Below are 14,645 nucleotides of genomic sequence, written 5' to 3' on the forward strand. Positions count from 1 at the left end.
GCCGTGGCGCGGGGGATCGAACGGGCGAAGGGGATCCTGAGTTACTTCACCCGGCACAACACCGCCGCCAACCTGATCCTCGTGCTGATGGTCGCCTTCGGCATCGTTGCCGCGACCCAGATCCGCAGCCAGTTTTTCCCCGACGTGGTGCTCGAGCGCATCCGCGTGCAGATCGCCTGGGAGGGTGCCGGGCCCGAGGATGTCGACAACGCCATCATTGGCGTTCTCGAACCCGCGCTTCTGGTCGTGGAGGGCGTCACAGAAGCCGAGTCCACCGCGCGCGAAGGCCGCGCCGAGGTCGAGCTGTTCTTCGAGCCGGATTGGGACATGGCCTCGGCACTCGACGAGGTGGTCGCCGCCGTCGATAGCGTGAACAACCTGCCCGAGGGGGCAGAGGAGCCCGACATCCAGCGTGCCCGCTGGCGCGACCGGGTGACGGACGTTGTAATCTCGGGCCCGGTCTCGCCCGAGCAGCTGGGCCGCTATGCCGACGAGTTCGTGCAGCGCCTGTTCCGCGAGGGGATCACCCGCACCACGATCCGCGGCGTCGCCGCGCCCAAGATCGAAGTCACCGTCCCCGAAGCCGCGCTGGTCCGCCACGACGTCTCGCTTCAGCAGATCGCCGACGCCATCGGCGCCGAGGCGCAAGCCGACCCGGCGGGCGAAGTGTCGGGCGGCTCTACCCGGGTTCGCACCGGTGTCGAAAAGCGCACCGCCGAGGAGGTCGCCGCCGTCGAGGTCCGCTCGGACCGGCAGGGAGAGCGGCTGACCGTCGGCGACCTCGCGCAGGTCACGCAGCGCGGCGCGGACAGCGGTCGGGCCTACTTCAAAGGGGAGTACCCGGCGGTCTCGATCCGCGTCGACCGCAACGACCAGGGCGACGCCATCGCGATGCAGGCCGCCGTGTCCCGCGTCGCTGCGGAACTGCAACCGCTGTTGCCCGATGGCGTGAGGGTCGAGCTGATCCGCACCCGCGCCGAGGCGATCACCGACCGGCTGGACATCCTGCTGGACAACGGCCTCGTCGGCCTCGGTCTGGTGCTGGCGCTGTTGTTCCTGTTCCTCTCGGCCCGGATCGCGTTCTGGGTGGCGGCAGGCATCCCGGTCGCCATGTTCGCCGCCATTGCGCTGATGTACGCCTTCGGGCTGACCATCAACATGATCTCGCTCTTCGCGCTGATCATTTGCTTGGGCATCGTCGTCGACGACGCCATCGTCGTGGGCGAGCACGCCGACTTCCGGCACCGCCGCCTTGGCGAAGGCCCCGCCGAGGCCTCCGAGAACGCCGCCCGCCGCATGTTCCTGCCGGTGTTCTCGGCCACGATCACCACCGTTCTGGCCTTCATTGGCCTGACCACGATCTCGGGCCGGTTCGGGGAACTGGTCGCCGACATTCCGTTCACCGTGGTGATGGTGCTGATCGCCTCGCTGGCGGAGTGCTTCCTGATCCTGCCAAACCACATGTCCCATGCGCTGGCGGCACAGGACCGGGGGCGGGCCTGGTACGACTGGCCCAGCCGCACGGTCAACGCGGGGTTCCGCTACGTGCGCCACTACGCCTTCCGTCCGCTGATGGCGGTGGTGATCCGGCTGCGCTATCCGATGCTGGCCGGGGCGCTGGTGGTGTTGGCGCTGGCGTTGTCGGCCTTCCTCCGCGGCGACGTGACCTGGCGCTTCTTCAATGCGCCGGAACAGCCCTCGATCTCGGGAAACATCGCCATGTTGCCTGGCGCCACGCGCGACGACACTCTGGCGATGATCCGCGAGTTGCAGCGTGCCACGGATGCCGTCGCTGCCCGCTACGAGGACGAGCATGGCACCAACCCCGTCACCTTCGCGCTGGCCGAGGTCGGCGGCACCACCGGCCGGGGCCTCGCCGGGTCCGATACCAAGGACGAGGACCAGCTTGGTTCGATCGCCATCGAACTGATCGATCCGGACTTCCGGCCCTATTCCTCGTTCGAGTTTCTCGGTGCGCTCCAGGACGAGGTGGTGCGCCACCCGATGCTGGAGACCCTCAGCTTCCGCGGCTGGCGCTCCGGGCCCGGCGGCGATGCGCTCGACGTGCAGCTGTTCGGTGCCGAGGCGGCTGTGCTGAAACAGGCTTCCGAGGAACTCAAGCTCGCCGTCGCCCGCTTCCCTGAAGTCAGTGCGGTCGAGGACAATCTGGCCTACGACAAGACCGAGATGGTGCTGGAGCTGACCCCGCTCGGTACCGCGCTGGGCTTCAGCATCGACACGGTCGGGCGCGAACTGCGCCAGCGGCTGAACGGAATCGAGGCCGCCGAGTTCCCGGTCGGCACCCGCACCGGCAGCATCGAGGTCGGCCTTCCGGAGGGTGAGCTGACTGCCGATTTCCTCACCCGCACCCGGCTGCGCGCCCCAGACGGTGCCTGGGTGCAGCTGTCGGACATCGTCTCGGTCAGCGAGCGGCTGGGCTTCTCGACCGTGCGGCGCGAGAACGGCCTGCGAGTGCTGAACGTCACCGGCGACATCTCCGAGGACGACCCCGAGCGCGCCGCCGCCATAACCGAGGAGCTGCGTACCGCGATCCTGCCCGACCTCGCCGCCCGGCACGGGGTGGAATGGCGGCTCGCGGGCCTGGCCGAGCAGGAAAGCGACTTCCTGTCCGAAGCGCTGCTGGGCTTCATGCTCTGCCTTCTGGGCATCTACCTGACGCTGTCCTGGATCTTCGCCAGCTGGACGCGCCCGCTTGTGGTGATGTCGGTGATCCCCTTCGGCCTGATCGGGGTGATCTACGGGCACTGGCAGTGGGACGTCCCGATCTCGATGTTCTCGGTCGTCGGGCTGATCGGCATGACAGGGATCATCATCAACGACTCGATCGTGCTGGTGACGACGGTAGACGACTACGCCCGCGACCGGGCGCTGGTCCCGGCGCTGATCGACGCGGCGGCGGACCGGCTGCGACCGATCCTGCTGACGACGCTGACGACGGTGCTGGGGCTCGCGCCGCTGCTCTATGAAAGCAGCCAGCAGGCGCAATTCCTGAAGCCGACGGTGATCACCCTCAGCTACGGGCTGGGGGTCGGCATGGTGCTGGTCCTGCTTTTGGTGCCGGCACTGATCGCGTCGCAGCAGGACGTGGGCCGGATCCTGCGCTCGCTTCGCCGGGCGCGCGCAGGCCGGGGCCAGCCGGTGGCGGCGCGGCTGGTGCTGGCAGGCGCGGCGACTGCGAGCCTCGGCGTGGTCGCGGTGACGGCGGGCTACTGGGCGGCGACGGGCCGGGCCTCTGGGCCGGTGGAGGCGCTGCTACCGGGACTGCCCGGCGGCCCGGCCTCGATTGCGGCGATGCTGGTGGGACTGTTCGCCGTCTTCGTCAGCGCATGGGTTCTGGTGGCGCTGACCGGGGCCGGACGCCGGGCCGCGTAAGCCATCAGGACGGGTTCGGCACCCCGTCGTTCAGGCGCGGCGCGGGACCCACCGGGATCGGCCCCATCCACATCCGTCCCTTGCGATAGGCCAGCGTCAGGTTCAGGTCCTCTTCGCCGCTCTGCTGCGTCGCACTCAGCAGCCGGTTCGCCCAGGCATCGGCTTCGGGTGTCAGCAGGCCCGAATTGCGCGCCCGGCGCAGCTGCTCGCGCCAGTTCCCAGCCCGGAACGCGACACGGCCCTCTGCATAGCCGTTGGCGTCCGCTTCGAGCCTGCCGTCCGCCGCAAGCCGCAGGTCGCCCCAGCCAAGCGAGGCCTCGTCGATCTCGATTGCCATCACGGACGGCGGCGCGCCCTCCGCCGCGTGCCGATCGAGCGGGGCGTCCAGCGTCATCCGCCCGCGCAGTTCGATCGCGCCGATCGAGGGTGGGAGGTTCTCCTCGGGGTCGAGCCTATCCCGCAGGGCCTCCGGGATTTCCAGTACGCTGCCGCGGAGGAAGACCTCGTAAGTGTTCGGGATCTCGGCGGTGGGGTCAGCACGCAGCGCGAAGCGCCCCTCACCCAGCCCCGTGCTCCAGCCCTCGGCGGCTGAGATGTCGACGCCCCGCATCTCGATCCGGGTCTCGTCCAGCGCCAGCGAAGTCGAGGGTTGGAAGCGGACGCTGCCTGTCATCTCGCGGCTGTCGATGCGCAGCGCCCCGAAGGGCCCCGAGACAGTCTGGCTCTGCGGCCAGGAGGCGATGATATGGTTCGGAGCATAGCTGAGCGCGTAGATCCGGAAGCTCGGCGCCGACCACGCCACGTCCGATGCGGGGTCGGCCAGTTCCAGCCCGCTCAGTGTCGTGTCGAACCTGTTCGGATAGCCTTGCACGGCGATCTCGTCCGCCTCGGCGATCCAGCCCCGGCTCTGCTGCGCCGAGAGCCAGCCGGCGATGGCCTCGCGCTTCGCGGTGGAACCGACAAACCAGTAGCCGGACCAGGCGAGGGCGGCGATCACAACGAGGAAGAACAGGCGGCGCATCGGTCAGGACTTTCGGCAGCGGGGGTATGCGGGCTATATCAGCGGGCGGAACCGGGGAACAGGCTCGGCACCAGATAGGAAAGCGGCAGGCAATGAACAACGAGGCGGAAGGCCGCGCAGGCGGCACCGTAAACATCGACGCGGGGCAGGGCTTCTGGGTCTTCGCCTATGGCTCGTTGATGTGGAACCCCGGCTTCGAGGCCGCCGAGAAGGTGCTGGCCCGCCTCGACGGCTATCACCGGTCGTTCTGCATGTCCTCGATCGTCTACCGTGGCACGCCAGAGGCGCCGGGCCTTGTCCTGGCGCTGGACCGGCAGGCTGGCGCGGCGTGCACTGGGGTCGCCTACCGCGTGCCCGGTGCGCATGGGAAAACCTGCCTGTCGTACCTGCGCGAGCGGGAACTCGTTTCCTCGGCCTATCTCGAAGTGCTCGAGCCGCTTGCCTTGAGCGACGGCCGCAACGTGCAGGCGCTGTGCTACGTGATGGACCGCAGCCACGAGCAGTATCGCGGCATGTTGTCGACCGAGGATCAGGCCGAGATCATCGCCCGCGCCGAAGGACCGGCGGGGACCAACCGCGATTACCTTCTCAACACGGTCCGCAGCCTGCACGACCTGGGGCTGGAAGATGCCGGCCTGTTTGACCTCGCGGCACGGGTCCGGTCGCTGCCCTGACCGGTCAGCCGCCGACCGACAGGATCTGCGCGCGCACCAGTTCGAACCAGGTCCCGGCCTCGGCGATGGCGCGCAGGCCCTTGTTGATCCGCGCGATTGCCTCGGCACCGGCGGGATCGTCGGCCCGCGCGATGGCGCGCAGCCCCTCGGCCCGTGTCAGCGGCTCCAGAACCACCAGGGGGTTGTCCAGATCGCTTCGCCCGGCGATGGCCCGCGCCAGCATCGCGTCGAGCGAGGCGATGTCCGCCGCGCCGCCGTCCAGCGCATGCAGGCAACCGGCGGGATCGGGCCGCACCACGAGGTCCACGGCGTCGGGCAGCAGCCCGGCCGCCTCCAGATCCCAGACCGGCCAGCCCTCGGGGCGGCAGATCCGGGCTCCGGCGAGGTCTGACAGATCCTGCGCGCCCGCAAAGGGGCCTTCCGAGATCGCGTAGAACTCGGTTACCTGTTCGTAGAGCGTGTCTGACACGATGTGGCCGGTGCAAAGCCCCAGCGGATCGACGGGCGCCGCGGCACAATCGGGGACCAGCCACGGGAAACTGACGGAATAGACGCCGCGCGGCAGCAGCTCGGTCACATGGGCGACCGGATCGTTGACGAAGGCTATGCGCGGCTCGGGGCCGCGCGTGGTGTCGAGCGCGGCGCGGACCAGCACCGGCAACAGCCCGCCATCCCCCGCCTCGGGGGTGACATAGGGCCGGTAGGGACCGCCGGTGACGATGTGCAGGACAGAACTGCCTGCCGCCTTGCGAGAGGCCGCGACGGGCGGCAAAGCAGCCGGCACCGTTTCGGCAACAGGTTCGGGCGTAGCGGCCGGAGAGACACCGCTCAGCCCCCACGCGGACCCTGCGGTGCCGACCGCGACCGGCTGCGGTGTCGGCACCTGTTCGGCGGTCTGGTCTGGCTCGGGCGCGGCGCCGACCGGCGCCGGCGCATCGACATCCGGCGTCGCGGGGAACTGGGGCGTGCCGCTCGCAATCCCGCCCTCGCACGGGACGGTCAGGCGCATGCCCGGCACGATCTGGTCCGCGTCCGGGCCGATCAGCGTCGCGTTTCGCGCGTAGACCAGCCCCGACAGCTCGGGACTGCCGAGATAGGCCTCGGCGATCCGGCGCAGGGTGTCGCCGGCCTGCACCTCGTGCGTGGGGCAGGTCTGCGCGGCGACCGCGTTGCCGAACAGCGTGGCGGGGACAAGGCAGGTCAGCGCGATCACGCACGCGCGGACCCTCTGGCCTGAGGGCATGGCCGAACTCCTTCCAGCAAGACCGGACCAGAGATACGGCGGCAGCGTTACCGCTTGGTTAAGACGCGCCCGATGTGTCGAGCCGAGGCCGGACCAGCAGCGTCATACCCTGTACGCCCGTGACCTCGACCAGCACGCCCGGCGCCAGCGGCGCCTCGGCGTCGAGGCGCGCGGACCAGTGCACCCCGTCTATCTCGACGCTCAGCTCGCCGGCCTGGGCCGACAGCAGCCGGCCGCGCCGCCCGACCATTTGCGCGGCGCGCGAATTCAGCCCCGAATCCCCCGCGCCGCCGCCGTCGCCATAACGCCGCACCAGTGCCCGACCGGCGTAGGTGAGCGCGATCGCAAGCGCAGCGAACACCGCGAGCCGCAGCTCTCCAGGCATGCCGGGCAGCACGGCGACCACCACCGCCATCAGCAGCGCGGCGGCGGCTGGCCACAGCAGGAACAGCGACATGGTCAGCATCTCGATCGCGCCCAGGATCAGCGCCAGCGCGACCCACCACCAGGGCGAGATGGTCTCCAGCCAGACGAACATCAGCGCGCCTTGCCTGCAGCCTCGGCCAGGTCGCGGATGCCCTGGATCGAGCCCAGAAGGCTCGACGCCTCCAGCGGCACCATCACCGTCTTGGAATTGGGCGAGGCGGCCACGTCGCGCAGCGCCTCGGTGTATTTCTGGGCGACGAAATAGTTCACCGCCTGAACGTCACCGGCGGCGATCGCCTCGGAGACCATGCGCGTAGCCTTGGCCTCGGCCTCGGCGGCGCGCTCGCGGGCCTCGGCGTCGAGGAACGCGGCCTCGCGTCGGCCCTCGGCCTCGCGGATCTGGCTTTCGCGCAGACCCTCGGCCTTCAGGATAGCCGACTGCTTCTCACCCTCGGCGGTGAGGATCTCGGCGCGGCGGTCGCGCTCGGCCTTCATCTGGCGGCCCATCGCCTCGGTGATGTCCTTGGGCGGGGCCAGGTCCTTGATCTCGACCCGCGTGACCTTGACGCCCCAGGGGTTCGAGGCCTGGTCGATCACCGTCAGCAGCTTGGAGTTGATGATGTCGCGGTTCGACAGGCTCTCATCCAGATCCATTGCACCGATCACCGCGCGGATGTTGGTCTGGCTGAGGTTCGACAGCGCCCGTTCCAGGTTTCGCACCTCGTAGGCCGCCTTGGCCGCGTCGATCACCTGGTAGAAGGCGACCGCGTCCGCGCGCACCATGGCGTTGTCACGGGTGATGACCTCCTGGCTTTCGATGTCGAGGACGGTCTCCATCATGTTGATCTTGGCGCCGACGCGATCCATCAGCGGCACCAGGAACCGCAGTCCCGGTCGCAGCGTGCGGGTGTAGCGGCCGAACCGCTCGACAGTCCACTCTTCGCCCTGGGGAACCGATTTGACGGTCATCCAGATCAGGACGACGGCAAAGACGGCTATGGCAATTGCGGGCGGGCCAAAGGTTTCCAGCATGACGGACCTCAAAGAAACACAATGGCAACAAGATATGGGGTAACCATGTCGGGCACGCAACAAAAGCCGCGCAAACCGGGTCATTTTGCACGGCAACATTGACATTTGGCCAAGGTCAGCGGCACGGCTAGACTGCGGGGCGCGGCGCTGGCCGGCGAAAAAGACACGAAGGGGCAAGAGCCTAGATGATGATGGATCGCGAACAGGAACCGCAGTTCTCGCAACCGTTCCGCCAGATCGTTGTCATGGTCGTCATCCTTGTCCTGGTGGCGGTCGGATCCTTTTTCGCCTTCCCGGCGGTCTCGCCGATCTTCCTGGCGTCGCCCTATCTGAACGGCGTGATCCTCGCGGTGTTCGTCGTTGGGGTGCTGGCCTGTTTCTGGCAGGTGTTCGCGCTGACCTCGGCGGTGAACTGGATCGAAGGGTTCGCACTCGATCGGCCTGGGCACGAATTTACGGCCTCGCCCCGGCTTCTGGCCTCGCTGTCGGCGATGCTGCGCGACAGCAAGGCGCGGCAACAGCTGACCTCGACCTCGACCCGCTCGATCCTCGACTCGGTCGGGACGCGGTTGGAAGAGGCGCGAGACATCACGCGCTACATTATTAACCTTTTGATTTTCCTAGGACTTCTCGGAACGTTCTACGGTCTCGCCACGACAGTCCCGGCGGTGGTCGACACCATTCGCACCCTCGCTCCGCAAGAGGGTCAGGATTCTATGGAGGTGTTCGACAACCTGATGACCGGGCTCGAGGATCAACTGGGCGGCATGGGCACGGCCTTCGCCTCGTCGCTGCTGGGCCTCGCCGGATCGCTGGTTGTCGGCCTGCTGGAGCTTTTCGCCGGGCACGGGCAGAACCGGTTCTACTCCGAGCTCGAGGAATGGCTCAGCTCGATCACCAAGCTTTCGCTCTTCACCGGCGAAGAGGGCACCGGGATCATGGGCGGCGGCGGGTCCGAGATGGCCTCCTCGCAGATCTCGACGCTCAGTGACCTTGCGGTGCGGGCCGAGAGCAGCCGGATCGAGACCGACGCCAAGATGAGCCGTCTGACCGACGCGGTCATGGCGCTGGCACAACAGCTGAATGAACGTCCGCAGGGCGGCAGCGGCGCGGATCAGGGTATCTTCGATCGCATCGCCACCAGCCAGGAGCGGATCGCCACCATGCTCGAGGCGCGTGAGGAAGAAGGCGGCGCGCTGGACGCGGACAGCCGGATGCGCCTACGGAACATGGACACGCAACTCTTGCGGATCCTCGAGGAAATGACCGCCGGGCGGCAGGACGCGGTCGCCGAGCTGCGGCAGGAGATCGCCCAGCTGACCGAGACCATCCGCCAGGCGACGAGGGGCTAGGCCATGCCTCTCGCCCGGCGCTCCGGCTCCCGTTTCTCGGCCAATATCTGGCCCGGCTTCGTCGACGCGATGACGGCGCTGCTGCTGGTGCTGTTCTTCGTGCTGTCGATCTTCATGATCGTGCAGTTCGTGTTGCGGGACCGGATCACGGAAGCGGACCGCGAACTGGACCAGCTCTCCGGCGAAGTCGCCCAGCTGGCGCAGGCTCTGGGACTGGAACAGCAGCGCGCCGCGGGTCTGGAGGGCGAGGTCGAGACGTTGAGCGACGACCTCTCGGCTGCGGAAAGCCAGGCGGTGCAGCAGGCTGCGCTGATCGCAACGCTCTCGGACCAGCGGGACCAGGCGCAGGCGCAGATCGCTACATTCGAGGAACAGGTCGCTGGGCTGTTGGCGCAGCAGGCGGATCTGGAGAGCAGCCTTGCTGCCGCCCGTTCGGACCTGTCCGAGACCGAGGACGAACTGGCCGCCTCGCAGGAAGACCTGGCGGCCTTGCGCGATGAAAACGCCCAGACGCTCAGCCGGGCCGAGGCCCTGCAACTGGCGCTCGCGCGGGCTCGGGACGAGATCGACGAGGGGGCAGAGGCCGCACGGCTCGCAGCGGCCCGCCGTGAGGCGCTCGAGGCTCTGGTCGCCGATCTGGAGACCGAGCGGGACACGCAGGCCGCGATGATCGAGGAGCAGGCCTCGGAACTCTCCGAGACCGAGGATGCGCTGACCGAGGCCGAACAGGCCCGGCTTGTCGAGGCCGAGGCGGCCCGCGCCTTGCGCGAGCGACTGGAGAACTCCTCGGCTGAGCTTACCGCGATGACCTTGCAGCTGGAACAGGCCCGGGCCCGCGCCGAGGAGACGCTGACCCTGCTCGCCGCCGCACGGGCCGCCGAGGACGAGGCGGAAGCCGCCCGCGCCGCGCTGACGGAGGAACGGGACGAGGCGCTGTCGCTGGCCGACGAGCGGCGGGCGCTGCTGGAGCTTGCGCAGCGCGAATTGGCCGAGGAGGAGGAGTTGTCCTCGGAAAGCCAGCGCCGGGTGGAGCTGCTGAACCAGCAGACTGCGGCGCTCAGCCAGCAGCTTCGCTCGCTGCAATCGCTGCTCGACGAGGCCAAGGCGCAGGAAGAGGCGCAGCAGGTGCGGATCGAGAGCCTTGGCCAGGACCTGAACACTGCGCTGGCCCGCGTCGCCTCGGAACAGCGCAAACTGGCCGACGAGGAGCGCCGCCGCCGCGAGCTGGAAGAGGCCGAGCGTCAGCGGCTGGAGGCCGAGGCGCAGAACCTCGAGAACTACCGCTCTGAATTCTTCGGCCGGGTCCGCGAGATCCTGGGTGACCGCGAGGGGATCCAGGTCGTGGGTGACCGGTTCGTGTTCTCGTCCGAGGTGCTGTTCGACCGAGGCTCGGCGGCGCTGGGCGTCGCGGGCCGGCAGCAGCTGGGCGAGGTTGCTGCGGTGATCCGCGAGATTCAGGGCGAGATCCCGGAAGGCATCAACTGGATCCTGCGGGTCGACGGGCACACGGACAACCTGCCGATCTCGGGCGGGCGTTATGCGGACAACTGGGAACTGAGCCAGGCCCGCGCGCTGTCGGTGGTGAAATACCTGATCGACGCCGAGGGTATCCCGGCCTCGCGGCTGGCGGCGAACGGGTTCGGAGAGTACCAGCCCATCGATCCCGCCGACACCGCCGAGGCCCGCGCCCGCAACCGGCGGATCGAGCTGAAATTCACCGAACGCTGAGCCGGGCGCGCCCTGCCGCGCTGGGGTTTCACTGTGAAATCCGGGGTTTTCATCGTGAAAACCCCCTTAAGCCTATGAATTTTAAGTTGAAAAGAGTGTAAAAACTTCGTTAGCGGCGATTCTGCTCCGTTCCGGCAGGCGTGGTGCGGTTGCCGATGGGGGCCTCCGGCGGGAGTATTTTGGGGAAAGAGAAGGTCGGTGCGCCCTTGAAGAAAGCGGCGCGCCTCTGGGGGACGGCCTCCAGTGGCGCGCATGGGCGGAGCCAGAGTTGATTGGGGCTTCTGCTGTGTCGAAACTGGCCGAGCGTTCGCCAGAGGCGGCGGCGGCCCGTTCAATTGTCTGGTTCGGTTATTCGGCGGGGCCGAGCGTGCGGCGACCGATCAGGCCGGTATCTGCCTGCGGACGCTGAGCGTTGCGGGCGTGGTCCAGCATCGTGACGAGGCTGTCGTCGCGGCGCTGTCCATCCTCTCGCGGTGCGGTCGCATCGGCGATCACACGGCGCTCGCCGGAGGGGGTGTTGTCGTCGAATGACCGGGTGCGGAGACGGGGTTCGTCCCGCGGTTCGGCTGCTTCGGCGCGGGTTTCGGGCGCGCCAATCCGTTCTTCGAGCGCTGCGAGGGCGGCTTCGACCCGGCCGAGACCCTTGGTCAGTTCCGGCGTTGCGGCGATGGCGCGCATCTCGGCCAGCAGGCGGCTTTCGCGTTCGGCGCGGCCTTCGAGCAGGGCAAGTTGCGCCTGCGCGAGCGTCGCGATGTCGGCCTTTAGCCCGTCGAGCCGCGCCAGTACCTCGGGATCGGGGCCGGCCGGTGCGGCTGGCGGTACGGGCTGCGCTGCCGGCGCCAGGCGGGCGAGGAACGAGGCACGGAGCGGGGCATGCGCCGGACGGGGCGCTTCGGGTCCGCTTTCCTCTGCCACGGCGGAGGGTTTTCGTGCCTTTGCGGGCACGGCCCCGGCGCGTTTGCGGCGGCGCAGCGATACTTGCCAGGCTGCCCAGGCGACCACGCCGCCCACGGCGGCGGAGCCCAGGATGATGAGAATCTCGACCAGCGACACGAAGGGTCCTCCTTGGCATCAATAGAATCGGATCCTCGGTCACGGGAGTTGAGAGCCGGTTAACCGCACTGGCAAAAGATCGGGCAGAAGATCGGGCAAAGGAAAACGGGCCGCCCCGCGAGGGACGGCCCGTTTCCATGTCCTGTAAGCCTTACTCCGCCGTCAGCAGCGGGGGCTTGCGAGAGGGCAGCTGCGGCGCGCCCGGCTCGCTGATCTGCAGATCCAGCTCGTCGGCGTCGGTCTTCACCGCCACGCGCACGGTGCCGCCCTTGGCGAGCTTGCCGAACAGCAGTTCCTCGGCCAGGGGCTTCTTGATGTGCTCCTGGATCACGCGGGCCAGCGGGCGCGCGCCCATCTTCTCGTCGTAGCCCTTGTCGGCCAACCATTCGGCGGCGGCCGGGGTCAGGTCGATGGCCACGTTGCGGTCCATCAGCTGGGCCTCGAGCTGCAGCACGAACTTCTCGACCACCTGCAGGATCACCGATTTCGGCAGCGCGCCGAAGCTGATGACCGCATCGAGGCGGTTGCGGAACTCGGGGCTGAACTGACGCTCGATCTCGGCCATGTCCTCGCCCTCGCGGCTGTCGCGGCCGAAGCCGATCGCGGTCTTGGCCAATTCCGCCGCGCCCGCGTTCGAGGTCATGATCAGCACCACGTTGCGGAAGTCGGTGGTCCGGCCGTTGTGGTCGGTCAGCTTCCCGTGGTCCATCACCTGCAGCAGGATGTTGTAGACATCCGGGTGCGCCTTCTCGATCTCGTCCAGCAGCAGCACGCAGTGCGGGTTCTGGTCGACCGTATCGGTCAGCAGACCGCCCTGGTCGAAGCCGACATAGCCCGGAGGCGCACCGATCAGGCGGCTGACCGAGTGCTTCTCCATGTACTCGGACATGTCGAAGCGCTTGAACTCGATGCCCATGACGGCGGCGAGCTGCTTGGCAACCTCGGTCTTGCCGACGCCGGTGGGGCCGGCGAAGAGGTAGTTGCCGATCGGCTTCTCGGGCTCGCGCAGGCCCGCGCGGGCCAGCTTTATCGCCGAGCTGAGCGCCTCGATCGCGGCATCCTGACCGAAGACCACCCGCTTGAGGTTGGTCTCGAGATCCTTGAGCACCGCCGCGTCGTCCTTGGAGACGCTTTTCGCGGGGATCCGCGCGATCTTGGCGACAACAGCCTCGATGTCCTTGGCGCCGATGGTCCGGCGGCGCTTGGATTCGGCCACCAGCATCTGCGCCGCGCCGGCCTCGTCGATCACGTCGATCGCCTTGTCGGGCAGCTTGCGGTCGTGGATGTAGCGGGCCGAGAGGTCCACCGCCATCTTGATCGCGTCGTTGGTGTAGCGGATGTCGTGGTGCTGCTCGAAATAGGGCTTGAGGCCGCGCAGGATCTTGATCGCGTCATCCACCGACGGCTCGTTCACGTCGATCTTCTGGAACCGGCGGGACAGGGCGCGGTCCTTCTCGAAGTGCTGGCGGAACTCCTTGTAGGTGGTGGAGCCCATGCAGCGGAGCTTGCCGCCCTGAAGCGCGGGCTTCAGCAGGTTCGACGCGTCCATCGCGCCGCCGCTGGTCGCACCGGCGCCGATCACGGTGTGGATCTCGTCGATGAACAGAACAGCGTCGGGGTGATCCTCGAGCTCTTTCATGACGGCCTTCAGCCGCTCCTCGAAGTCGCCGCGGTAACGGGTGCCGGCCAGCAGTGCGCCCATGTCGAGCGAGAAGATCGTGGTGCCGGACAGCACCTTCGGCACGTCGCCGTCGACGATCTTGCGCGCGAGGCCTTCCGCGATGGCGGTCTTGCCCACGCCCGGATCGCCCACGAGGATCGGGTTGTTCTTGCGGCGGCGGCAGAGCACCTGGATGCAGCGCTCGACCTCGTGCTCGCGGCCGATCAGCGGGTCCACGTCGCCCTTGCGCGCCTTGGCGTTGAGGTCGACGCAGTACTTCTGCAGCGCGGTTTCCTCGCCTTCCTTCTGCGGCGCGGCCTCGGCCTGGCTTTCGGCCTCTTCGGCGCCGGTCACCGGGCGCGCCTCGCCGTACGACGGGTCCTTGGCGACGCCGTGGCTGATGTAGTTGACCGCGTCGTAGCGGGTCATGTCCTGCTCCTGCAGGAAATAGGCGGCATGACTCTCACGCTCGGCGAAGATCGCGACGAGCACGTTGGCGCCGGTGACCTCGGTGCGGCCGGAGCTTTGAACGTGAATGGCGGCGCGCTGGATCACGCGCTGGAACCCGGTGGTCGGCGCGGCTTCGGAGCCGTCGATATCCGACACCAGGCTGTCCAGTTCCTCGTCGAGGAACTTGACCAGGGTCTTGCGCAGTTCGTCCAGGTCGACCGAGCAGGCCTTCATCACCCTCGCGGCGTCGGGTTCGTCCACGAGCGCAAGCAGCAGGTGTTCGAGGGTCGCCAGTTCATGGCGTCGCTCGTTCGCAAGGCCCAGCGCATTGTGGATCGCCGTTTCAAGGGTGTTCGAGAAAGATGGCATGTCTGCTTCCTTGTCTCTCGTGGCCCCGATGAAGTTCGGAACCACCCGTCAGCCGATGGCCTCACTCTATCATTTCGGTTTTGTCGCCGGCGCTTCAAGGACAATTTTGTGATCGCGCCGTGTTTGGGAGCGAAGCCTGAGAAGCGAGCCGGCGGTGCCGAAATGTTAAGCAGTATCTTGCAACGGCTTCTGGGCATAAAGTAGGCGAAGAAACTCCGCCTACAAGAGGTTGTGTCGAGAACAC

General features: G+C 67.9%; 10 protein-coding genes. 4 read left to right on the forward strand and 6 right to left on the reverse strand.

The window, feature by feature from the left end; translation table 11 throughout:
• The first annotated feature begins 3 nt into the window (after positions 1 to 3).
• A complete protein-coding gene (locus ACW9UR_RS00680) occupies positions 4 to 3,393 on the forward strand; it encodes an efflux RND transporter permease subunit (RefSeq protein WP_458914966.1) in 3,390 nt (1,129 codons plus the stop codon).
• Between the two features lie 4 nt (positions 3,394 to 3,397).
• Here ACW9UR_RS00680 and ACW9UR_RS00685 read toward each other — a convergent pair whose 3' ends face one another.
• Positions 3,398 to 4,414 (reverse strand): DUF2125 domain-containing protein, encoded by a 1,017-nt coding sequence (locus tag ACW9UR_RS00685; protein WP_458914967.1) that lies wholly within the window; start codon positions 4,412 to 4,414, stop codon positions 3,398 to 3,400.
• Positions 4,415 to 4,506: 92 nt separating this feature from the next.
• Here ACW9UR_RS00685 and ACW9UR_RS00690 point away from each other — a divergent pair, with 92 nt between their 5' ends.
• Complete coding sequence (locus ACW9UR_RS00690; protein WP_458914968.1) at positions 4,507 to 5,088, forward strand: gamma-glutamylcyclotransferase; 582 nt, start codon at positions 4,507 to 4,509, stop codon at positions 5,086 to 5,088.
• Between the two features lie 4 nt (positions 5,089 to 5,092).
• Here ACW9UR_RS00690 and ACW9UR_RS00695 read toward each other — a convergent pair whose 3' ends face one another.
• From ACW9UR_RS00695 to ACW9UR_RS00705, 3 genes are read right to left on the reverse strand one after another with little or no spacing between them, the layout of a single operon-like run.
• Positions 5,093 to 6,331: a LysM peptidoglycan-binding domain-containing protein gene (locus ACW9UR_RS00695; protein WP_458914969.1), complete on the reverse strand. Its 1,239-nt coding sequence runs from the start codon at positions 6,329 to 6,331 to the stop codon at positions 5,093 to 5,095.
• Between the two features lie 58 nt (positions 6,332 to 6,389).
• Positions 6,390 to 6,869: an NfeD family protein gene (locus ACW9UR_RS00700; RefSeq protein WP_458914970.1), complete on the reverse strand. Its 480-nt coding sequence runs from the start codon at positions 6,867 to 6,869 to the stop codon at positions 6,390 to 6,392.
• Entirely contained in the window at positions 6,869 to 7,789 is a 921-nt protein-coding gene (locus ACW9UR_RS00705) for an SPFH domain-containing protein (protein WP_458914971.1), read from the reverse strand. The genes ACW9UR_RS00700 and ACW9UR_RS00705 overlap by 1 nt, the downstream gene beginning before the upstream one ends.
• Positions 7,790 to 7,977: 188 nt before the next feature.
• Between ACW9UR_RS00705 and ACW9UR_RS00710 the strand changes: the two genes are divergently transcribed.
• On the forward strand, positions 7,978 to 9,141 hold the full coding sequence (locus ACW9UR_RS00710) for a biopolymer transporter ExbB (protein WP_458914972.1): 1,164 nt from the start codon (positions 7,978 to 7,980) through the stop codon (positions 9,139 to 9,141).
• Positions 9,142 to 9,144: 3 nt separating this feature from the next.
• Positions 9,145 to 10,869 carry a peptidoglycan -binding protein gene (locus ACW9UR_RS00715; RefSeq protein ID WP_458914973.1) on the forward strand — a complete coding sequence of 575 codons (1,725 nt, stop codon included), beginning with the start codon at positions 9,145 to 9,147 and terminating at the stop codon, positions 10,867 to 10,869.
• Positions 10,870 to 11,217: 348 nt separating this feature from the next.
• On the opposite strand, the gene ACW9UR_RS00720 is transcribed toward ACW9UR_RS00715, so the two are convergent.
• Both ACW9UR_RS00720 and clpA read right to left on the reverse strand, forming a co-directional pair.
• On the reverse strand, positions 11,218 to 11,922 hold the full coding sequence (locus tag ACW9UR_RS00720) for a hypothetical protein (RefSeq protein WP_458914974.1): 705 nt from the start codon (positions 11,920 to 11,922) through the stop codon (positions 11,218 to 11,220).
• 151 nt (positions 11,923 to 12,073) lie between these two features.
• Complete coding sequence (gene clpA, locus ACW9UR_RS00725; protein WP_458914975.1) at positions 12,074 to 14,401, reverse strand: ATP-dependent Clp protease ATP-binding subunit ClpA; 2,328 nt, start codon at positions 14,399 to 14,401, stop codon at positions 12,074 to 12,076.
• Between the last annotated feature and the right edge of the window lie 244 nt (positions 14,402 to 14,645).

The organism is Halovulum sp. GXIMD14794, assembly GCF_054457455.1.